Here is a 23027-nt window from a genome sequence, read left to right as displayed (position 1 = left end):
TTACTAAATATTATTCAAAACGATAAGCGGCCAGCTTGGATTTGGTTCATTAATTGTGGAGCGCTGCTGAATACGTCGATAGCTGGATGGCTAAGATCTATTCTTACTACTGGCAACGTGGAGCATATTCGAGTTACTTTTCTTCTTGATAGCCAAGACCAATACAATCTTATATTCCAAGATTATTCAGCACCTCTTTACAAGTCCACTACTAAACTTATGACCAATTGACGCTATATATTTGGGTTGTTTACAACTTGTAATTACATAAAAAACATCGCTTACATTATCAAAAGAGGAAATATTCAAAACTTTAAATCTCTCAAAACCTTTGATACGTATTCATTATATGCTTTCTCTCCTCCATAAGAAGAGTGTAATTCATATTTTTCAATATTTTTCCTTACTAGAATCTCACCATCTCTAACACCTATATTCTCTTGATGTGAATAAACTTTATCAATCATCTCAGATAGTTTATCTTCACAAATATTTCTTGGTGGTATATGTACATCTAAAATAGAAACTGCTTTTTTGAAGTAAACTTGAGACTGCTCAGCCACTGGACACATTTCACCAAAGTTTATATTAATTTTACAGAGTGAGCAGTTAGATTTTCGATCTTTCCAAACTTTATATATTCTCTTATGAAGATTAGCTTTAGCTAAGGAGAATGACTGTAATTTTAATTGCTCTTTCAGAAACTCAATAATTGATTCATAATCAAATTCTAAATAGAAATCCAAGTACTCTTCCAATGAAAATTTTATTTCTTCAGATCGCTTATGTTTGATAGTAGCCTGACGCTCTTTATTCGTTAGATAACCATAATCCACCAATTCTGTATAACCATTATGATAGCAAGTGCTTTTTGACTTAAAGTGATTGATAAGTAATGGTTTAACGCATGGCGCAAACTTTATTTCGGATTTGCTCAGAGGCCAACTTGTATATGCATAAAAACCATCCAATGTTTTGCAAAGAAACCTATCGACGCAGTTTCCAGACAATATATATTGTACGACCTCAAATATTTCCTTCCTGCTTACTCTTGAGTCAATAGCATGAAGAATACTTTGATGGACTTTGCAAAAATCTTCATATAGCCACTCATATTTAAAGTATGAGAACCCAGATTCTTTTATTTGCACATCAATACACTTTCGGCAGAATTTAATTTGAATAGTATTCCCACAAGATTTCACATATTTTGTTGGAGAAAATTTCTTATCAAGATTATTCACATGACTGATTGGATTAGAAAAGATCGAAACTTGGTTCTTTTCCTGCCTAAACGTCCTCTCATATAGATCGAGTTTAAGATATCGGTCAAGGAACTTAAATTCATGCTTTGCTGATAAGGGTACACTTGGCTTATCCCCCCATCCTCCAGCCATTAGAATTGAGTGAAAACACCTATGGCCACTTCTCCGTAGAACTCTATAAATAAAACTATTTAACGATTCATCAGGCATAGGACCAAAACCATGATGAAAATCACTCATTCAAATACAACTCCGCCATTCCATCGAGCTTACTTTTCACTTCTTTCCAGTTCGGCATCACGCTGGTTAACAATCGCCAGAAGCGTTCACTATGGTTGTATTCCGCAATATGGCAGAGCTCATGCAATATTACGTAATCAATGCACTCTTTGGGTGCTTTGATCAGGTGAGGGTTGAGCATCAACGTACCTTTGGCTGAGCAGCTTCCCCATTGTTTTTGCATCGGCATAATGCGAAATGATGGGATGCCCTCTACCCACGTTGCTTGTGGCAGAAGCTCAGCTAAACGTTCATGGAATATGCGCTCTGCACGAACGCCATACCAACCAGATAGCAGCGCTTTAACTAGCTTTGGCTTATCTTCGTTAAAGCGGTTGAGTGTGACTAACAACTTGCCTCGTTCCATCTTCACGTTGGAAATGGCATCTCTGTCTTCTACCACCTTTAACACATAGCGACGGCCTAGATAGAACTGCATCTCACCACTCACATAGTGTTTGGTTTGCACATATTCTAAGTGAGATCGAAACTCGACCAGTGCATTCCAAATCCATTGAGCGCGTTGCATGACCGCCTCATGGATTGCTGATTTTTCAGCATCTTGAGGCGCAGTAACAGCCACTCGGCAATCTGGATGCACTCGAATGGTGATTTTCTTTTTCTTAGCTTCACCGTTTTTATCTAAAGCAAATACCTTGCGGATCACTTCATAGGTAACAGCTTCATCACCATAGATGAAGCTGTATTCCTCGACATTGCCTTCATTATGGTTAACAGAAGTCATACTTAGTGACCTGATAAGCCAAGGCGAGTGATTTGAATAACATCCGTAATAATGGCTTGCGCTTTGTCGATACCAACATCATTAAACAGCAGTGGCAGCAGTCCTAAACGAATTTGGTTTTCAATCTCCGATGGGTTAATTGAAAACTCAGCAACGGCTTTACGCACAATACCATCAATGTCTAACGCATACTGAAAGCATTGCTCTTCACTCAGAGGCAACGTCTCTCCCAACACTTTTAAGAACAGTCCATAGTAAGCTTGAACATGGCGTTTTATTTTAGGGTCAAGCTCTGCAAAGCGATCCGTTGGTAAACCTGCCACATCACGGTCTTTAACCTGCTGCTCAAAGTCCGCGAATAGAAGATACTGTTTAACTGGGCTATCAAACATCTCCTTGGTTTTCTCGATAGCTTGCTTTAACAAGTTTGAGAAATACTCTTGGGCATACGGATCATCTGCCAAATCTTGCTCAATCATCTTGGTTACACGACCTGTGATGACATCCTTTTTGTTTTTAGCCTCATCATCGGTCATTTGCTCTGGTTTGGCATCTTTACCCATGTTACCAACCAGATAAGCGCCTTCGGGTTCTTCAATCGAGACCCCCGCAATGTGCTTGTCTAACATGGCGCGAATATTTTCCGAATACTCGTCGTAGTCCACGGTTTCTTCTGCATCTGCGCGTACTTGTTGGCGCAGTTGACTCATGGATTTCAGCGTACTCTTATATAGTTCTCGCTTATTGTCGAAGCTCTTATCTTCAAAGTACGTCGCCGATTGCAGGGCAACCTTTAGGCAGTTAGCAAACGTGGTCAGCGCACCATAAAAATCATTACGCAGCTTTAAGTTGGTATCGGTTAATTGACCATCAATGGTATCAATTTTTGGTGCCAAAGCCTGACGAAGTGCTTGTCCGTCTTGCTTGTTCTTCACATCAGAAAAAATGGCCCAAAGGTCATCATACAAACCTGGCAACTTCTTGTACTCGGTATCCATGCGGTTATACAAGCCTTTGAGATCGTCGATATCAAAGCCGCCTTGGGTACGTTCAGCCAAGTCTTGGTACTTCTCAATGGTGATGTCCAGCTCTTTGAGGATGCCACGATAATCAATCAAATAACCGAACTGCTTTTTGCTGTGCAGGCGGTTAACCCGTGCAATAGCTTGAATCAGGTTGTGCTGCTTTAACGGCTTGTCGATATAGAGCACGGTGTTTTTAGGCTCATCAAAGCCCGTTAACAGCTTATCGACCACGATCATAATGTCGGGGCCTTCATCTTTTTCAAACTCTTGAATGATGTGTTTAGTGTAAGCTTTCTCGTCTGCCCAACCTTTTTGTGCGACGTTCTCTTTCCACCAGTTTTGCACCAGATCGGTACTTTCATTATCGACGTTATCGTGTCCCTCGCGGGTATCGGGTGGCGACATCGCAACCACTGAAGTGACTTTGCCGATTTGATCGAGTAGCTTCTTATAACGGATTGCAGAGGCTTTAGAATCACACGCCAGTTGACCTTTCAAACCTTGCTGCTTGAAGTTTTGGAAGTGATCCGAAATATCGTGCGCAATTAACTCTAAACGCCCTTCGGTTTGGTAAATCTGACCTTTTTGAGCGAATTTGCGTTTTAAGTCTGCGCGTTGCTTTTCTGATAGGATATCGGTAATGCGGTCAAACCATGCATCAATGGCTTTGTCGTTGGTGCTCAGATCGGGAATACGTTCTTCATAAAGCAAAGGGGTAACGGTGCCATCTTCGACGGCTTGCTGCATGGTGTAAGAGTGAATGATTTTACCGAACTTGTTCTCGGTTTTATCGTCTTGCAGCAGTGGTGTACCTGTGAAACCGATGTAAGCGGCTTTCGGCAAGGCTTGCTGCATTCGAATGTTGTTCTCACCGTTTTGGCTACGGTGCCCCTCGTCCACTAATACGATAATGTCTGGGCTATCGTTGTAGCATTCCGGTAGGTTAATCGCTGTACCAAACTTGTTGATGATCGAGAAGATGATACGCTCATTGCCTTTACCGATTTGCTCTGCAAGGCGTTTACCTGTGGTTGCCATTGCCTCTTTTTTGTCTTTATCTGACAGTGCGCCACCAGAAGCAAAGGTACGAGCAAGCTGATCTTCTAGATCCACACGGTCGGTCACAACCACAACGCGGCATTTCGCTAACGCTTTAAGCCAAATCAGGGCTTTTGACAAAAACACCATCGTGAAAGACTTACCCGAACCTGTGGTATGCCAGATCACACCGCCGTTACGTGCGCCTTTGTCATCAAAAGAGGTGATGCGTTCCACTAAAGCTTTAATGCCAAATACTTGCTGATAACGCGCAACGATCTTGCCTGCTTTTTTATCAAACAGAGTAAATAGACGGGTTAACTCTAGTAGGCGGTCATGGCGCAACAAGGATACCAATAAGCGGTCTTGGTCTGTCACCACCAAATCACCGCCTGCAATCAGTGATAGATATTCGTCTTTGATTGCTGGCGTGCGATGGCTGAAAATCGCATTCAGTTGCGCGTCATTCAGTGGCGTGTTCTTAAGGCGTTCAAAGGTGCTTTCGGTGATTTCTTCTTCTTTCCATTTCGCCCAGAACTTCTCAGGTGTGCCGCACGTACCGTATAAGCCATCATGACCATTGATGGACAACAACAGTTGGCTGTAAGCAAACAGATGAGGGATTTCATCTACTTTTTGGTTGCGGATGTTTTGCGAAATACCTTCGGTGATGGTGGGTTTGCCATTGATGCTGCTATCAGGACGTTTGGCCTCTATCACCACCCACGGCAAGCCATTAACGAAACAGACCACATCAGGAATGCGTTTACCTGTACCACGGGCGTTATCAACTTCCATCTCTTCGGTGAAATGAAATTGGTTGTTTTCAGGCGTGTCCCAATCGATGATTTGAATGGTTGGGTTGGCTTTTTTACCCTCGACAAATTCCGTTACGCTAATGCCATAAGTTAACGCGTTATAGAGCTTTTCATTGGCCGCTTTTAGCCCTTCATTCATAGCAGGGTTAGCCAGTTCTTGTACGATTTTATCAATTGCAGCTTTCGATAAATGGCGCTCTTTACCCATGAATGAATAAGTTTTAAAGCTCAATACTTTGCGTAACACCTGCGGCAAAATTACGGTGGTTTTGTTGCCACGCATCGCCATGCATTCACTCGGCGGAATAAACTGATAACCAAGGTTGGTGAGCAAAGTTAACGCTGGGATTTTTGCACTTTGCTCTTCTTTGAAATTCGGTGCGTGATGCTTAGGTTCACTAGAAGATAATGGTTCCATACTTAGCCTATGACATTGTTCTTATTGTTAATCAGGGCTTGCTAAACAAGCCCTGTATCGGTCGTCAAAAGATGCGTTAGTTAAGCGGCTTCGGTTTCAGCAACTTTGACTCTTCTTTTTCCTGTCAACAACTGCTGCATCAACGCCTTTTTCTCTTGCTTGAAGTGTGCAAGCTTGGCTTCTAATAACTCGACTTCTTTGTCGGCAGAAGTGAGAACTGAGGCGATTTTTTGTTGTTCAGAATAACTACCCAACTTAACTTTAAAGTTTTGCAGCATTCCTACTTTGATATATGGCATTGCTCCATGTTGCTTTTCTCGGTCTACATCTCTCTTCAAGTAAAAGTTTATCCAATGGTGTAAATAAGCTACGAATACAGCTCTAAACTCACTAAGAATGTAAGTTCGTTGATAAGCTTCAAATTTGCCCTTGTAATAGTGAGTTGTACCTATGACGCCATTGCCAGCTATTAATAGTGCTTCAAAATCATAGGAATAAGAAGAACTCAAAATTGGTCGTTTTGCACAAGTGAAAAAAGGATATTTGCCGCTTGAAGAGCCATGATTTGCATCTTTCTTACCTGTTCCAATTTTGCACAATTCTGTTAACTTAACCTCTTCCCACTCCCCCTCAAACGCTTTACCCGTTTCAGGATCAATCAAACGCTTCTTACCCGTCAACAGGTGCTGCATTAAGGCTTTTTTCTGCTGCTTGCTGACATCAATCAGCTTTTCTGTGGTTGCAATCCCGCGATCCCATGTAGAAAGGATTTGGGCAATTTTGCGTTGTTCTAGGAGTGGTGGGAGCAGAACTGGAGCCTTCTCGACAACAGACTTAGTAATCTTCACCATGGAGCTACTGCTCCCAGCGGCACAGTTTTGGAAATATTGTCTTGTACGTGATGATTGAAGATAAATTTCTAAAAATACAGGTTCAATAAAAACCTCATTGGCACGAAACTTCATCATAAGGTCAGGATAAGAACAATTCGCTACCTCTCCTCGGAACATGCAAGAACGACCAACTTTATCTGGTGTATTTGAGCGACTTATTAAGAAATCACCGTGGCTAAGTTGGGACTTCAGTACCTGCTCTGTTGCTTCTACATTTTTGATATTTCTTGCATCAAGTTTATTGTCGGTTAACGCACCAAGACCAAGAACAACATATCCTGTTTCTTGTTCTACAGCATTTGGGGAATACCCGTTTTTTATTGTTGTAGAAAGCAAACTTTTAAGGTTAACTTTTTGCCACCCATTAGGCACCATAACCCAACTCCTCTAGGTAGCCTGCCATTTCTGCTTCTAGGTCAGCAAGTTCAGTTTGTAGCGCCAAACGCTCATTACGTACTGCCATCAAATCGATTTCCGCTTCTTCTTCAAACGTATCCACGTAGCGAGGAATGTTCAGGTTGTAGTCGTTCTCGCGGATCTCATCGAGGGTTGCCACATACGCGTACTTATCCACGTTGTCGCCGCTACGGTAAGTCTTCACGATCTTGTCGATGTTCTCTTGTGTCAGTACGTTCTGGTTTTTGCCTGACTTAAATTCACGCGAAGCATCGATGAACATCACATCATTGGTGTCTTTCTTCTTCTTGAAGATCAAGATCGCAGCAGGAATACCCGTACCAAAGAACAGTTTTTCAGGTAAACCGATCACTGCATCTAGCAAGTTTTCTTCAATCAATTGTTGGCGGATTTTGCCCTCACTTGATGCACGGAATAGCACACCATGTGGCACAACTACACCCATACGACCAGTCTCTGGCTTTAGGGTTTCGATCATGTGCGAGATGAAAGCGTAGTCGCCTTTGGTTTTTGGTGGCACACCACGGCGGAAACGACCAAAGTGATCGCTTTCTGCGTCTTCATGTCCCCATTTATCTAACGAGAACGGTGGGTTTGCGGTTACTACGTCAAAGTGTAGTAAGCCACCGTTGCTATCTTGCAGTTTAGGGTTACGAATGGTATCGCCCCATTCAATACGGTGGTTGTCTTCACCATGCAGGAACATGTTCATTTTTGCCAATGACCATGTAGAGCCAATGGCTTCTTGACCAAACAGGGCGTATTGCTTAGAACCGCCAAAATTCTTTTGAACTTGCTTACCACACTTCATCAATAGTGAACCTGAACCACAAGCAGGGTCACAAATGCTGTCGCCTTGTTGTGGCTCTAAGATGATAGAAAGCAGATCCGACACCTCTGGCGGGGTATAGAATTCACCTGCCGATTTTCCGCTGCCTGCGGCAAAATGTTTGATCAGGTATTCGTAGGCGTTACCAATCACATCCAGCGAACCAACACGGCTAGGGCGCAGGTTTAGGGTTGGCTTACCAAAGTCTTCCAATAGGTGGCGTAGAATGTCGTTCTTTTGCTTCTCATCACCCAGTTTATCGGTGTTGAAGCTGATGTCTTGGAACACGCCTTTTAACTTGGTGCCGTTGGCTTCTTCAATCGCGTGCAGCGCTTGGTCAATGCGAGTACCGTTACCTGCGGTATTACGTGCTTCATACAAATCCCAGAATGTTGAACCTGCGGGAATTTTGAATGATTGGCTGGCAAGCATGGCTTCAACCATATCTTTGTTGTCACCGAACTGAGTGGTGAGTTCTTCTACTTTGTCTTGGCGTACATCTGAGATGTATTTTAAGAACAGCATGGTCAAGATGAAGTCTTTGTAGATGGATGGATCTACGGTGCCACGGAAGGTATCGCACGCCGACCAGACGGCTTTGTTGATTTCATCTTGGTTGATTGGGGTATTTGGCATTGTTTATCTCTTATTTTATTTTTCCGGTTAAAACTTGATTCGCGATAGCCTGCATTTCTGCACGCCTTAGCTCGATTAATTGCTGATATATCTGCTCTTCTCTGGTCGCGCTTTGGCTAAGCGCAAGCACTCTGCGTTGCGTCTCAGGCGGGGGAATCATCACAGGTGTTTGCTCTAGAACAGTTCGTCGAATACTCACTTGTGCTGAACCTTCCGCAGACTGCTGAAAATGACGCTGTGCAGGCAACTGATTGAGTTGCCAAGCCAGAAACTCTGGCAGTAGTTTCACGTTCTGAGCGAGACGGATCTGAAAATAGTGTGGCGAACAAACGGCTGGTAGCTCAAGCTGGTCTAGCATTTCTCCAGATATCGCTGATGCAAGATTCTTGATACCTCGGGCAGCAAAAATTACGTCACCCGCTTTCAACCATTCCGGCTCTTTTCGTCCAGAGACGTTGGTCTGAACCAACTTTTCCCAGGCAATTTGGCCGTCATCAGCGAGATCACGTGTCTGGATAACATAGCCATTTCCGTTATCAACTTCCTGGATCGCTCCCCTAAAAGGATGACCCGCTCTGATTGTGGCGATTTCTTCTAACTTAACCATCATGGCAAATTGCATCACAGTGAATGATGCAACAAATAATGATTGACACCTTTCGAAAAGTCAACGTAATCTAGAAAAAAGAACGCATCATTATATTTGATGCATTAAAAATATGGAGGGAATATGCCAACAACTGTAAATTCTGCGTTTAACCAGTTTATGGCCGACAGCGTCAATCTTGATAGTAAGAAAACGATCACTGCGCGGTCTAGTCGAGATTATTTGAAAAGACAAGTAAAAGGATTAACTGATTTCTTTCCGCTATACAGCGACAAAGACGTCAATTTTGGTTCTTTTGCGAGAAGAACCAAAATTCGTCCCTTGGATGATATTGATATGATTTTCACTCTGTCAGCGAATGGATGTACTTGGGAAGAGAGCTTGGACGGCACTGTGTATATCAATACGCCGACTGAATCCCCTGAGTATAAGAACTTTCGCCATGACAGTTCATATCGACTCAATTCGCGTAAGATCATCAATCACTTTGTTAGCAAATTGGCTGATCTGAGCCAGTACGACAAGGCAGAGACACATCGCAACCAGAATGCAGCGACTCTCAAGCTCTCTAGCTATGACTGGAACTTTGATATTGTTCCGGCGTTTTTCACTTCCGAGGATGCCCAAGGAAAGACCTTCTATATCATTCCTGATGGGGCGGGAAACTGGATAAAAACAGACCCTAGACTAGATCGCCAACGCGTCTCCGACATCAATCAGCAATGTGGTGGCCATGTCCTTAACGCGATCCGAGCAATAAAGTATTGGCAACGCAGAGCTACGATGCCGTCAATGTCATCTTATCTTCTAGAGAATTTAGTGCTTAATTACTTTGAGGAAAAAGGTGAAGCAAGCCCGTTCGTCGATCTCAATGTCATTAACATTCTTCAGTACATAAAAAGCAACATTTGGTGGGACGTCAATGACCCTAAAGAAATCCAGGGAAACCTGAATACACTCTCTTGGGACGAAAAGACGAAAATTTCGCAAAAAGCGGAATCAGATTTCAATACAGCACTAGCAGCTCGAGAGTTTGAGGTCACAGGCGATCACAAAAAAGCAATTGGAGAGTGGCGTAAGGTATTTGGTAATGACTTCCCACAATATGGATAACCCTATGAGTTGTGTTGTAGCAAATCAAAAAACAATCCCTGCTGTTGAGGCAGGATTGGCATTCCGATACGCCTACGATCGTGCAAAGTTCTGGAAGGCTTGTATTTGGGCTTTAGCACTGCTACTGGCAGTTGTTCAGACTGGCGTTTCTATCTATGTTTTTTCTGGTCACAAAACACCATTTGACCCCTCATATTTGACGGCTGCGCCTCTACTGGCATTCGTTCTGATAAGCACCTTTGGCAAGTACATTGTCTCAAAATGGCAATCTCTTGGATGCACTATCCAACGTTTGCATGATCATCTAACCATGGAGGTAGGTACAAAGCCATCACTCTTAGAGCTTCCGAAAAGTCGAGTTGCTGAATTAAGTACGAATCGAGAGAGACAAGCCCCTCAAGATCGAGGGCAACTGGAGACTTGGTGGTCATCAAACTTGAGCAGTGTGCCATATCCTGTGGCTAAGTTAGTAGCGACCTACTCAACCTTTGCTTGGGAAAGTGAGCTTCGAAAACGCTACCAGTATTTGCTATGGGTTTGTTTATTCACTTGTGTCCTAGCTCCTTTTAGCGTTTCGATCTTTCTAGAACAAACCATACCGGAGTCCGTTGTCTTTGTAATTGGGCCTTTCACACCCATCATTGCGGTTGTTATCGACGAATTGCTTATGAACAAACAGAGTATGAAAATTGCCGAGCAGTTAACAAATGACAGTCATAACACATGGTTAAACCTTCTATCTGACAAGCTAAACTTCACAGAGGTGGAGCTATTCACCGAGCAGCACATGAGGTACTGGCAAAATTTCAGACAGTCAGCAACGCCAATCTTTGAATGGCTTTACAAGGCATCCAGAGAGCGCATGGAAGGGAATATGCTGGTCGATACGGATGCGCTTATAGCCGAATTCAAAAAGCAGTAGTCTATACCAACCTACTGGGCCCACAAGGTCTGGTAGGTCTGGGAAGCGAATTCTCTAACCATTCCCTGTCATTTGCATAAAGCCAGAAAAACGCCGCATTACAGTCAGCCTTAATATCACTACGTAGAGCATCAGGATATCTTTGCCTGTATCGTTGAATCTGAACTCGACAGCAACGCCTTTTCGACTCCCAATGACATTGTTTTCGCCATTCAACTAACCCAGAAACACTGGCGATCACTTGTTCAATTGAACCAATTCCGATCCGGCAAACTTGAGAGATTTTCCGTCGGTGCACACCTAATCGAGCGAGCCTGATGATTCTCTGTTTGAGCTTCTCATTTAACTGTTTTGGTCTCAAATTTAGTTTGATTCCATGCATTGTTGCCAAACGCTTTAAATAGCATCGGCTTTTACCTGTCTTTCTGTAAACCGCAGCAAGAGAGTCACCTTCTCTGAGTAGACTCAAGCAACGCTGCTCAACCGCTCCCTTCGTTGAACCTTTTGGTTGATGTAGGCTAACCTCTTCAATCGGTGCAGTGTGTTGAAACATCTTATTCGCAGAGTTAAACAACCATGCTCCGAGTAAGAGATGCCTAAACGGGTGGCAGTTTTTTCCTGCTGCTAGCAATTCTGAAATGTAGTGATAATCAGTTTGGTGACGAGGAAACAGAGACCCCTTCATGGGGTACATAGCCAAATCAGATGAAAACACCTTCATTAGTTCCTTCCTTCGAACGCTCCCATTGGGAGTGATAAACCCAAGCTCATTGAGTCGTGAGCGGTATCTCTCCTCCAAATCAAAGCCAGGTTTCGTTCTCTCTAGTTGGGCTAGAAGGCCGAAACCGAATATCGCAACCTCGATCTCCATCGCAGACGCTGCTTGAGCATCACAATGCACCACTGTCGGCAACCCTTCATTTAACCGCTGCCTTGCTTTTAACTCAGTAGACATAAGTCGTATTTGGTGCAACCAACATGCTGTTACACCGGGAACTTGATGTGCTCGATGCCAATAGGCAACACCTCGTTCATGGATGTCTAGCTCAACGCAACGTGGGCACCATTTTAAGTGTAAAGATCCGCCACAGCCAAAAGAAGGTAACTGACTATGGCGAAGGGCTTTGGCGCCATCTCCTCGGAGCAAGTTCTCTTTGAGTGCGTTCGCATGTTTAGGTAAGTAAAAGAAGAACAGAGGTGCAAGGGTTTGTCTGACCAACAGGTTATCCGCATTTTCACCGGACATTTCAGCGATTCGCGATATGCCTGCTGTCAGGAAAGGATGCAGAGACAAACGACTGGAGCCGAATACCCGTGAACTAAACGAACACGCCGGCTCGCCTGTCAATATGATGTGGCGCATCAAGCGCCCTAGAAGGAGCTCATCTGGAAAAGCCGGTGGCAGTTCCATATTCCACGAAACTTACTTGAATATCTCCAGAGGGTCATCACATAGAACGCCTGCTTTTTTCAGTATTTCAAGCGGGTTCTTCGCATCCGATGCTCTCTGGAAAAGGTCAAAGTCTTTAATCTCCTCATAAAGGTTATCCAGATTCTTTAGCTCAATTACTCGCTCAGAAAATTCAGGGTGATGTGCTTTGGTTAAATCGCCTGGAATGGTGACTAGTTTTCCTTTTGAGGTTGTCAACTGAGGCTTAGGTTTACCTGCACTTTCGTTAGCTGACGTTACAGGAGCCTTTGGTTCTGAAGACTCACTGCGCCGTTTGAGCACCGAAATTTTGCTGTCTCGTTTGATTTTATCTACTGCTGGTTTCGATAAGCGGATAACAATACTTGCGCCATATCTCAAAGCACTTGGAGTCAACACCTCATCATCACTGCCTATTAGCGCCCGTTGCGTCGCCTGATATATCCTTACCGCTAAATCCATATTGCCGACTGACAAATCAAACAATGTATCGCTTAGCTCATCAGTCAAAGGTGTGGGAACATTTGTCCATTGCAACTGCCAAAGCTCCTCGATAAACAGCTCCCATTCTTCATCATTTTTCATCAACTCGACATCAAAGTATCCACTGCTTTCTGCACGACGCGCTGCTTTGAGTGTTTTGCTTAGCAGGTTGTTGAACGGAGGGTTGGCACAGAACAGAAGGGGAATACCGAGGTTATTGACGAGATTGTGCAAAAAACCAATTAATCTATCTGCGCCTCCCGCTTTTGCTAGATTGAGGTTTTGCATCTCATCAATGACGAGAATACCCAAAAAGCTCGATTTCATCTTTGCTTCAATTTGACTGATCAAAGCTGCGATGGTGCTTGCTGGTTTCGTCTGTGGTATGCCCAGTTTTCGGTCAAGTTCTTCAAGTATCCGATAGCAAAGTCCCTTTACACTTGAGTCATCAGGACAGTCGACCTTTATCCATACAACTTGACGCAGGGGAAGCAGTTTGTTTTCGTAATATGAATGCTCCACTGTATCTGGAAAGCACCCCAGAACTTGCTCCAGCATACAGGTTTTTCCCACTCCACTTTCTCCAATCACGGTAATGCCAGAGCCTTTTGGCTTAAAGTATCCCGTGACAGGTTCTATGTCTGGACGTTCCTCTCCCGAATAATGTAGAAAGTTCATCGTGGTTGGCGACAAAGGATTCTTCGCTGAATAACCTTCCTTTATCGCCATTTCAACAGCCCGAAAAACCTCTAAGTAAACAGGCAATGGCTGTCTTAATTCTCTGAGGCGAGATACATATTCAACCCTTTCTAACGGATCCAACTGTGTCTCTTCATAGTGACAAGAGGGGTAGTAGCTCAGTTTTTCTGCCAACTCGCTATCACATAATTTAGGAGGAAGAGCCTCGATTAGAGGGTTACCACAATGCTCAGGCAGAATTGCTCTTTGATAAACGGCAGTTGCTCTATTCATTTAGACTCACCTTTCTTGCGCTTTAACAGAGAGACGACATTCTTTCTTTTTTCGTCATTGCGTTTGTCAAACTCAGGCATATCGGGGGCATGACCCATATCATCCGCCGGTTTTGCCGTTACTCGTGCCTCAAGGACAGACTGCCTGCGGCGCTCTTTCATGCCCTTTATCTTTTCAGCTTTTGATTCTAAAGGGGGCGCTTTAGCTGATTCATTTTGAGCATTTTGAGTGATTTCTTTTCGGCGTTGATGGCGCTCAACAGACTTGGCGGTAGGCTTGGCACGATGCTTTTCCAGTTTTTAAAAATAAAATATCTGCGTGATGACGCTCATCAAATGATTTTGATGCTTTACGGAGCCAACATTGGGAGAAACCCTCATCTGGCTTAAATCGAACGAAGATAAAGGAAGAGTTGTCCTGATCTATTCTTGCTTCTAAACGCCAACTACTGCCACTGCGAGCAATGACTTTCCAGTCTTCAAAATCGGGGCGATCAGACTCATAGTACATATCGTCATTTAACCTCACCCCTTTGCTTGTCATCGAAACCCAATCTGCAGGTAGGAGGCGCGCTCTAATGGTTGCCTCGTCCAGTGTACTCAAGGCATGTTGATGCTTTTGAAGATGGATATTCCAATAATTAATAGGAGTGGGTGCTAACTCTTTCTCGATGAGTAGACTGCATTGACCCGCTAAGCTCTCAAAAACTTGACTGTTGTGTTCAAGAACCGCATCAATCAACAACGCATTAACCTCATCAAGAGTTAATACCGCTTCCATTCTTGGATCTTTATCACCGCGAATATAGTGACGGCCTCGGGTTGTCCCCATCAAATCATGGATAAGCTTTTCGTTTAATATGTTAAAACGATGCTCCACTATGCCTTTGAGTTCAGCTCGATAAGGTGGAGCTATGCTCAGGTGTCCAATCAAAGGAACTGCAAGATTTTCTGCATCCTGACAAATAAATTCACCACGATCGCATAGAAGTCTCTGAGGTATGTGATGACATGGCCATTCGCTGTCCTTAATCTCAATACCATATCGAGCACAGTATTCCTTTTTAGATGTGAACGCGTTGACCAACGCCTGACGGCCAGCTCGCCAAGATGCATACTCGAGAGACACATGAATGCCGACAATCATTCGGCTTTCTTTATCAACTACACAGTAAACAGTTGGCCTACCAAGCACATGATTACGACGGAACTCAGAAACCACATGTACATCCAAAACAGTCGCATCTAGTTCAAAACAGCTGCCAGGAACAGCCGTATGATCAGTAGCTGCACCGCGAAGACCACGGCGATTACGATCAAAATCACCAGGTGATGTTTGCTTCCGAATCAACTCCTGCTGAGGAATAAGCCTTTTAATCCAATATAAAAATGCTCGATATTGAGGAACGAGCGCTACCCTACCTTCCAAATCAGCGGCAATTAGTTCCTTTGCATAGAACTCCGTTAACATCTGGTCATAAACCTTCCGGAATGTCACTTTCTTACCCTTCATTCCGAACCGCTTCATAGCCTTTAGGAATATGGTTTTATCTTTCTCGCTAGTGTTAACACTTGGCGGGGCGGCAAGGCTTGGTGTAGATAGTCTTATTGGTGCTCCGCGCTTTACTTTACCCGCGACTCGCGTTTTTCCAGCTCCTCCAGAGTTAGTATAAGCCGGTAGAAGCGCATTGTATTCCTGACCATATTTCCAGTAGAGGTTGAGAGAACGGTATAACGCCTGAACATAAACACCCTGTTTTTTGGCATGTTCAGCTACTATTCTTGAACGTGAGTCCGTAACAAGCTTCAAAAGAAACCAAGGATCCAATATCAAGCCTTTGATTTGCTCTAGGCGGTTATCACGTTTTTGCAGATGATCAGACGGTACGTTTCTATCATCAGACAATTGGTAATGCGGCTTCGGGTATTTTTCAGGGCTGATCGCCCCTTCTTCAGCCTGTCTTAGAAAAAATGGCAAATCGACAGCAGCTGGTCTTTGTAGTTTTGAGCCTTCCACAATTTGAAAGAGGACCACCGTGGCATAATCAGGATAGCAAGCCAATACTCGGTAAAGGCCATCATCAAAACCATCTATACCTGCTAATCTCCAAACGCTATTGATCTCAACCTGCATAGTTCTGCTCCGAATCACCCATATCTACCCGTGTGACTTTGATTAAGCCTGTTTCCTCAATCGAATTGTTAAGGTCAACGGTTACTAGTTTTGTGGCTAAAAGGCTCTTCAACAACATCAATGATTCGTCTGAATCGATATCTAGCGCCTCAATAAACCCCTCACAAACGTCCTCTACTAAATATGTGCCTGTACCAACTAACGACTTTGCTTTATGCATCAGTGCTCTTGGATGTATACACCCTTGCCGAATAGGAGAGGTGAACCACTGGATGTTTTTTGACTGAATCTGATTATCTTCAGACATGACATAAACATGAAAGGGGATACCGAGCAATTGCCACCAGACTCTCTCGATATCGAGCTTTTGAGCCGTTCTCTTGTTGACGAGATTAGCAGTTGGTTTAACGCTTACAGCCTCATACCATTGTTTAGCACCATCCGATCGGGTCAATAAGAAGTCTGTTGTCACCACGTTCCACTCATTTTGCTTTGAGTAAGGGATGACAGGATGGTCGACACCCAGTGCCTGAGCAATTTTGGTAGATAGATCTAAAGGAATTAGAGGGAACTGTTCTCGGATATCAATGATGGTGTCGCAAAATTCAGCGAGATAAAAAAACGAAGATTCATGTTCAGAAAGGGTGTGATGAATACGCCCAGTTTTTATGCCTTGAATCTTGGCACTGTGACCATATGAACTTACATCTTGGGCGCGAAGCCATGGCTTGTAGGCCTCTCGCACTCCCAATCCATACCTCTGTTTCAATGCTCGCTGGAAATCTGATAGCGAATCTAGTTTTCTGCGCCCAGCCAAAATGACCTCGATCCATCACATGTTTTAAAGGTCATTATAGCTTAGTGTCAAACTTTATTATTCCAAAATCGCCTTTATGTACAAACTCTCCGGCTTGTGTACAAACTTTATTGTTCCTAAACATTTAACTTTTGGATGATAAATCCTTGTGTTACTCTTTACTCGGTTAAATATACGTTTAATGTAGTAACTTTTTTTATTTTATGATTTATGGTTAATGATGCTATTTGATGCACCAGAATTCACCACAATTTTCACACCAATTTTCAGCACCAAGGAGGCACTGATGGGAGAGTTAATTTTACGTGACAACGTAACAGATATTGTTGATGTAAATAACATGACGAAAAACACCAACAATCCAGCAACCAGCTACTTGCTACGGCTCCGTTCCAAACAAAGCCAAAAGACAATGCGATCCTGCCTAGTGTCAGTGGTGAAATTGTTTCGTGCTATGGACCCGTTTACTTTCGATTGGTCCATCATAGATCGAGATGCCGTTCAATTGGTACTTCAGAAATTAATACTGGAGAAAAAGACCCCAAATAGTATCAACTTGATATTGAGTGCCATTAAAGGGGTGGCTGAAGAAGCCAGAGCATCACGAGTCATAGATAGTGATACATATCAGGATATTAGAAGCATACGCCGGATTCGAGGGAACCGTATTGGTCGAGGGCGTTCACTGAGTAGTAGTGAAATAACGCATATTTATCAGCATCTTGATAGCATAAATACCGCAGTCTCGGTACGTGATGCGGCGATTGTATCATTAATGCTTGGCTGTGGTTTGCGCCGTGCTGAAGTCACTTTGTTGAATATGGAAGATATCAATTTTGATAATTACTCCATTAAAATCATGGGTAAAGGAAACAAAGAAAGAACTAACTTCATGCCAAGTGACACGCTCCGTCGTATTCGCTTATGGATAGAAACTGTAAGAGGGGATCATACCGGTGCAGTTTTTACCCGCATACGTAAAAATGATGATGTGACTTGCGATAGAATAACAACCGATGGTTTACGGTATATTATTGATAAATTGGTGAAAGATTCAGCCTCAGATTCATTTACACCGCATGATTGCCGACGAACCTATGCCACTAAGTTGTTAGAACTAGGTGAGGACCTACTTACTGTCAGAGAAGCTATGGGGCACAGTAGTGTCGCTACTACACAGCGATATGATAAACGAGGTGTAACACGCTTAGAGGCTGCTGCACGTAATCTGCAATATTATTAGAGATATAACACAAATGAGATCACAATCGCATTTTGTAGAAACTGAAGCTATAAAGATAGTCCACAATCAGATACCCAGTAACAATTGGGTGTTACGTTCCATTGGTGAAAGAGATTACGGCTCAGATTTCATGATTGAGCTTTTTGATAATAAAGAATCAACTGGTGATTGTTTTTTGTACAATCTAAAGGAACTGTCAGTTCATTTGATAAAACTGTAAAACTAAGTTTTCCTGTTAAAACAATAAAATACGCATTATTATTTAACGTTCCTTTTTTTATATTTTACACATCCATACCATCAAATGAAACTAAATACATATGGTTACAAAAGTATGTGGAAATACACCTTAATAATAAAAATCAAAATTGGCAGCAACAAGAATCAGTGACAATCACATTCCCTGAAGAAAATGATCTATCCTCGAATATTGAAAAAGTAAATGAACTATTAACGAATCACCGCGAAACGTCACAAAGTTTAGCATTTCTAAAAGTATATGAAGAACTAGTGTTTCACGCTAGAAATGTTTTATCTGGTGAATTTGGAGTGGGTCATACTTGTGTTATTTACTGTTATAAATTAGTAAAATTAAATTGGTTAATTAATTATCTAGCATCTAATACTTGTGTGAATATCGAAAGAATTAGTATTTTCAATATGAAAGATGCATTTGAAGAAATTGCAAGTACAAATATTATTGACAATGAAAACAGGAACGTAATTACTGAACAATTAAAATTATTGAGCGAATTGAAACAAATTATTATATCAACAGAATCTAGAGAAGAACTAGGCTGTGAAAATTACGGTTTATTCCCATTTTAATTACATCAAGTGAAATAAACATGCGAAATCTAACGGTATGGACATTATCTGAAATAACAAAACTATTCGGAACCATTAATGAGCCGTTTTTCATCGAAAAGATATGCAGATTTATCGGACGTAGTGTAAATGATGTCCTCTCAAAATTATTGAACATGGGGTTGTGTGAAATAAACTATAAGGATAATAAGATATCTACGGCTAGGAATACTAATTTAAATCACCTCATTCCTCATTCATCATTTATTCCTAAATTATTAGAACTTGGTTGGATATATGAGTTATCAAACAGGGAGGAATCTCTTAAAGCCCCCAAGTGGTGGGTAAGTAATGATCAATTTCCTATGAGCAACACTAACGATTTGAATCGTAATGAAACAGTATGGGTTAATGAAGAAATTCATACAGTTATCTCCATGATACAAAACAAGATGAACCTAAGCTCAATCGCAGATAAGATACATAGAAATCAATCATCTATAACTACAATGTTAATGGATCTTGGTATTTTAGAATGCATTGACAAGCAAGAAATATTTTTGTCTGAAGTTAATGAAGTGAAACTTTCAAAGTATACATTTAATAATGCGCTTGTTCTTATTAATCATGGATGGGTTGTTACCAGCAATAATTTACATGCGCCTAATTGGTGGCTTGAAAATAACAAGGATAATGACAATGTCCATAATAACCACTGCAATGAAAGTGAAAAAATAACCGGTAGTGACAGCAGACAATTGTATATGTTTGTTAAAACTGAATTAGAGGGTATCCTAAACACTATTCATGAAAATAAGCGTATCGACGAATTGTCAGATGTCACGTATTTGGGTTATACACTGTCAGATTTAACAACCTACATCGGTATTACTTCAGTTAGGGCAGGGCAGCTCACAAGGAACAATAAAATCCACATGAGTTATTTTATGGATAAACCTTATAATATAAAGAAAATATTGATTAATTTTGGCTGGAAAGTTTCAGAGGATTTATTAGCAGCTCCTGAATGGTGGTCTAATGAAGAATAAATACACTACATTCATTCGGATCATTTTTTTAACCGTCATTTGTGTATATCCAGCATATATGTTAATTCGAAAAAGAAATATAATTGATATTTCAGTATTAATATTAACTGTTTTAATTGCATTAGTAGGCGATTTTGTTGAATCTATTCCGTTAATTGAATTATCTAAGGTATTCGCATCATTCTTTCTTCTTGCAATTTATGTATATTGCTATCGTATCTATTTTGAACACTCTAAAAATCATATTGATTCGGCACTGTTGCAAATAGTCGGTGGTGATAAACTTATCATCCCCTTTTGCTGATGGAGCTGCACATGAACCCATTCAAAGGCCGGCATTTTCAGCGTGACATCATTCTGTGGGCCGTACGCTGGTACTGCAAATACGGCATCAGTTACCGTGAGCTGCAGGAGATGCTGGCTGAACGCGGAGTGAATGTCGATCACTCCACGATTTACCGCTGGGTTCAGCGTTATGCGCCTGAAATGGAAAAACGGCTGCGCTGGTACTGGCGTAACCCTTCCGATCTTTGCCCGTGGCACATGGATGAAACCTACGTGAAGGTCAATGGCCGCTGGGCGTATCTGTACCGGGCCGTCGACAGCCGGGGCCGCACTGTCGATTTTTATCTCTCCTCCCGTCGTAACAGCAAAGCTGCATACCGGTTTCTGGGTAAAATCCTCAACAACGTGAAGAAGTGGCAGATCCCGCGATTCATCAACACGGATAAAGCGCCCGCCTATGGTCGCGCGCTTGCTCTGCTCAAACGCGAAGGCCGGTGCCCGTCTGACGTTGAACACCGACAGATTAAGTACCGGAACAACGTGATTGAATGCGATCATGGCAAACTGAAACGGATAATCGGCGCCACGCTGGGATTTAAATCCATGAAGACGGCTTACGCCACCATCAAAGGTATTGAGGTGATGCGTGCACTACGCAAAGGCCAGGCCTCAGCATTTTATTATGGTGATCCCCTGGGCGAAATGCGCCTGGTAAGCAGAGTTTTTGAAATGTAAGGCCTTTGAATAAGACAAAAGGCTGCCTCATCGCTAACTTTGCAACAGTGCCAATTTATGAGTAAAGGATTATGTCCACGATAAGCACCTGGGTCGATTCCTGGGAGGCGGCCATGAGGGTAGGGAAGCGCCGTCCCGTCAAGTCAGCGTAATGCTCTGCCAGTGTTACAACCAATTAACCAATTCTGATTAGAAAAACTCATCGAGCATCAAATGAAACTGCAATTTATTCATATCAGGATTATCAATACCATATTTTTGAAAAAGCCGTTTCTGTAATGAAGGAGAAAACTCACCGAGGCAGTTCCATAGGATGGCAAGATCCTGGTATCGGTCTGCGATTCCGACTCGTCCAACATCAATACAACCTATTAATTTCCCCTCGTCAAAAATAAGGTTATCAAGTGAGAAATCACCATGAGTGACGACTGAATCCGGTGAGAATGGCAAAAGCTTATGCATTTCTTTCCAGACTTGTTCAACAGGCCAGCCATTACGCTCGTCATCAAAATCACTCGCATCAACCAAACCGTTATTCATTCGTGATTGCGCCTGAGCGAGACGAAATACGCGATCGCTGTTAAAAGGACAATTACAAACAGGAATCGAATGCAACCGGCGCAGGAACACTGCCAGCGCATCAACAATATTTTCACCTGAATCAGGATATTCTTCTAATACCTGGAATGCTGTTTTCCCGGGGATCGCAGTGGTGAGTAACCATGCATCATCAGGAGTACGGATAAAATGCTTGATGGTCGGAAGAGGCATAAATTCCGTCAGCCAGTTTAGTCTGACCATCTCATCTGTAACATCATTGGCAACGCTACCTTTGCCATGTTTCAGAAACAACTCTGGCGCATCGGGCTTCCCATACAATCGATAGATTGTCGCACCTGATTGCCCGACATTATCGCGAGCCCATTTATACCCATATAAATCAGCATCCATGTTGGAATTTAATCGCGGCCTCGAGCAAGACGTTTCCCGTTGAATATGGCTCATAACACCCCTTGTATTACTGTTTATGTAAGCAGACAGTTTTATTGTTCATGATGATATATTTTTATCTTGTGCAATGTAACATCAGAGGGCACTGTTGCAAATAGTCGGTGGTGATAAACTTATCATCCCCTTTTGCTGATGGAGCTGCACATGAACCCATTCAAAGGCCGGCATTTTCAGCGTGACATCATTCTGTGGGCCGTACGCTGGTACTGCAAATACGGCATCAGTTACCGTGAGCTGCAGGAGATGCTGGCTGAACGCGGAGTGAATGTCGATCACTCCACGATTTACCGCTGGGTTCAGCGTTATGCGCCTGAAATGGAAAAACGGCTGCGCTGGTACTGGCGTAACCCTTCCGATCTTTGCCCGTGGCACATGGATGAAACCTACGTGAAGGTCAATGGCCGCTGGGCGTATCTGTACCGGGCCGTCGACAGCCGGGGCCGCACTGTCGATTTTTATCTCTCCTCCCGTCGTAACAGCAAAGCTGCATACCGGTTTCTGGGTAAAATCCTCAACAACGTGAAGAAGTGGCAGATCCCGCGATTCATCAACACGGATAAAGCGCCCGCCTATGGTCGCGCGCTTGCTCTGCTCAAACGCGAAGGCCGGTGCCCGTCTGACGTTGAACACCGACAGATTAAGTACCGGAACAACGTGATTGAATGCGATCATGGCAAACTGAAACGGATAATCGGCGCCACGCTGGGATTTAAATCCATGAAGACGGCTTACGCCACCATCAAAGGTATTGAGGTGATGCGTGCACTACGCAAAGGCCAGGCCTCAGCATTTTATTATGGTGATCCCCTGGGCGAAATGCGCCTGGTAAGCAGAGTTTTTGAAATGTAAGGCCTTTGAATAAGACAAAAGGCTGCCTCATCGCTAACTTTGCAACAGTGCCATTGATTCAATCAGCTTTAAAACAGTTAATAACAAGATAGGACATCTTGTTTTTTCCAGTGACACTATATGTTATTTTTTGCCTTTAAAAATAAGTAGCCACTTTAATATGTTATGGTTTTATGGATATTTGAGAGCCGTAACTATGCACCACCAAA

19 protein-coding genes are annotated in these 23027 nt (G+C 42.8%); 7 read left to right on the top strand and 12 right to left on the bottom strand.

Annotated features, from left to right (window positions below; translation table 11 throughout):
- Nucleotides 1–305: 305 nt before the first annotated feature.
- From GTK47_RS20215 to GTK47_RS20190, 6 genes are all read right to left on the bottom strand, one after another.
- Nucleotides 306–1505, bottom strand: coding sequence for a hypothetical protein (locus tag GTK47_RS20215; protein ID WP_165126845.1), 1200 nt, complete (start codon nt 1503–1505; stop codon nt 306–308).
- Nucleotides 1498–2289 carry a SprT family zinc-dependent metalloprotease gene (locus GTK47_RS20210; RefSeq protein ID WP_144138630.1) on the bottom strand — a complete coding sequence of 264 codons (792 nt, stop codon included), beginning with the start codon at nt 2287–2289 and terminating at the stop codon, nt 1498–1500. Before GTK47_RS20210 ends, GTK47_RS20215 begins: the two co-directional genes overlap by 8 nt.
- 2 nt (nt 2290–2291) lie before the next feature.
- Nucleotides 2292–5588 carry an HsdR family type I site-specific deoxyribonuclease gene (locus GTK47_RS20205; protein WP_144138632.1) on the bottom strand — a complete coding sequence of 1099 codons (3297 nt, stop codon included), beginning with the start codon at nt 5586–5588 and terminating at the stop codon, nt 2292–2294.
- A gap of 80 nt (nt 5589–5668) precedes the next feature.
- Nucleotides 5669–6856, bottom strand: a complete 1188-nt coding sequence (locus GTK47_RS20200; protein ID WP_144138634.1) for a restriction endonuclease subunit S — start codon at nt 6854–6856, stop codon at nt 5669–5671.
- Nucleotides 6846–8363 carry a type I restriction-modification system subunit M gene (locus tag GTK47_RS20195; protein WP_144138636.1) on the bottom strand — a complete coding sequence of 506 codons (1518 nt, stop codon included), beginning with the start codon at nt 8361–8363 and terminating at the stop codon, nt 6846–6848. Before GTK47_RS20195 ends, GTK47_RS20200 begins: the two co-directional genes overlap by 11 nt.
- Nucleotides 8364–8373: 10 nt before the next feature.
- The gene (locus tag GTK47_RS20190) at nt 8374–8970 is read right to left on the bottom strand and encodes a restriction endonuclease subunit S (protein ID WP_241256119.1); all 597 of its coding nucleotides are present in this window, start codon (nt 8968–8970) and stop codon (nt 8374–8376) included.
- Between the two features lie 123 nt (nt 8971–9093).
- On the opposite strand from GTK47_RS20190, the gene GTK47_RS20185 reads away from it, so the two are divergent.
- Nucleotides 9094–10083, top strand: coding sequence for a nucleotidyltransferase (locus GTK47_RS20185; RefSeq protein ID WP_165126842.1), 990 nt, complete (start codon nt 9094–9096; stop codon nt 10081–10083).
- Entirely contained in the window at nt 10061–11005 is a 945-nt protein-coding gene (locus tag GTK47_RS20180) for an S-4TM family putative pore-forming effector (protein ID WP_144138642.1), read from the top strand. The genes GTK47_RS20185 and GTK47_RS20180 overlap by 23 nt, the downstream gene beginning before the upstream one ends.
- Nucleotide 11006: 1 nt before the next feature.
- Here GTK47_RS20180 and GTK47_RS20175 read toward each other — a convergent pair whose 3' ends face one another.
- From GTK47_RS20175 to GTK47_RS20160, 5 genes are all read right to left on the bottom strand, one after another.
- Complete coding sequence (locus GTK47_RS20175) at nt 11007–12368, bottom strand: TnsD family transposase (RefSeq protein ID WP_241256118.1); 1362 nt, start codon at nt 12366–12368, stop codon at nt 11007–11009.
- A gap of 60 nt (nt 12369–12428) precedes the next feature.
- Complete coding sequence (locus GTK47_RS20170; RefSeq protein ID WP_144138645.1) at nt 12429–13889, bottom strand: ATP-binding protein; 1461 nt, start codon at nt 13887–13889, stop codon at nt 12429–12431.
- The gene (locus GTK47_RS20715; RefSeq protein ID WP_210845558.1) at nt 13886–14050 is read right to left on the bottom strand and encodes a hypothetical protein; all 165 of its coding nucleotides are present in this window, start codon (nt 14048–14050) and stop codon (nt 13886–13888) included. The genes GTK47_RS20170 and GTK47_RS20715 overlap by 4 nt, the downstream gene beginning before the upstream one ends.
- Before the next feature lie 94 nt (nt 14051–14144).
- Nucleotides 14145–16022, bottom strand: a complete 1878-nt coding sequence (locus GTK47_RS20165; protein WP_210845556.1) for a DDE-type integrase/transposase/recombinase — start codon at nt 16020–16022, stop codon at nt 14145–14147.
- Nucleotides 16012–16839: a TnsA endonuclease N-terminal domain-containing protein gene (locus GTK47_RS20160; protein WP_165126836.1), complete on the bottom strand. Its 828-nt coding sequence runs from the start codon at nt 16837–16839 to the stop codon at nt 16012–16014. Before GTK47_RS20160 ends, GTK47_RS20165 begins: the two co-directional genes overlap by 11 nt.
- 454 nt (nt 16840–17293) lie before the next feature.
- Here GTK47_RS20160 and GTK47_RS20155 point away from each other — a divergent pair, with 454 nt between their 5' ends.
- From GTK47_RS20155 to GTK47_RS20140, 4 genes are all read left to right on the top strand, one after another.
- Nucleotides 17294–18082 carry a site-specific integrase gene (locus GTK47_RS20155; protein WP_165126833.1) on the top strand — a complete coding sequence of 263 codons (789 nt, stop codon included), beginning with the start codon at nt 17294–17296 and terminating at the stop codon, nt 18080–18082.
- A gap of 168 nt (nt 18083–18250) precedes the next feature.
- The gene (locus GTK47_RS20150) at nt 18251–18910 is read left to right on the top strand and encodes a DUF4365 domain-containing protein (RefSeq protein WP_125894568.1); all 660 of its coding nucleotides are present in this window, start codon (nt 18251–18253) and stop codon (nt 18908–18910) included.
- A 20-nt stretch (nt 18911–18930) separates the two neighbouring features.
- Entirely contained in the window at nt 18931–19938 is a 1008-nt protein-coding gene (locus GTK47_RS20145; RefSeq protein WP_164526963.1) for a hypothetical protein, read from the top strand.
- A 315-nt stretch (nt 19939–20253) separates the two neighbouring features.
- Nucleotides 20254–20958: an IS6-like element IS26 family transposase gene (locus GTK47_RS20140; protein ID WP_001067855.1), complete on the top strand. Its 705-nt coding sequence runs from the start codon at nt 20254–20256 to the stop codon at nt 20956–20958.
- A 189-nt stretch (nt 20959–21147) separates the two neighbouring features.
- Here the strand turns inward: GTK47_RS20140 and GTK47_RS20135 are convergent, their stop codons facing one another.
- On the bottom strand, nt 21148–21963 hold the full coding sequence (locus GTK47_RS20135) for an aminoglycoside O-phosphotransferase APH(3')-Ia (RefSeq protein WP_000018329.1): 816 nt from the start codon (nt 21961–21963) through the stop codon (nt 21148–21150).
- Nucleotides 21964–22113: 150 nt separating this feature from the next.
- Between GTK47_RS20135 and GTK47_RS20130 the strand changes: the two genes are divergently transcribed.
- Entirely contained in the window at nt 22114–22818 is a 705-nt protein-coding gene (locus tag GTK47_RS20130) for an IS6-like element IS26 family transposase (RefSeq protein WP_001067855.1), read from the top strand.
- Nucleotides 22819–23027 lie beyond the last annotated feature (209 nt).

Source organism: Proteus sp. ZN5, from assembly GCF_011046025.1.
Taxonomy (GTDB): domain Bacteria; phylum Pseudomonadota; class Gammaproteobacteria; order Enterobacterales; family Enterobacteriaceae; genus Proteus.
This window is presented reverse-complemented; position numbering and strand designations above follow the sequence as displayed.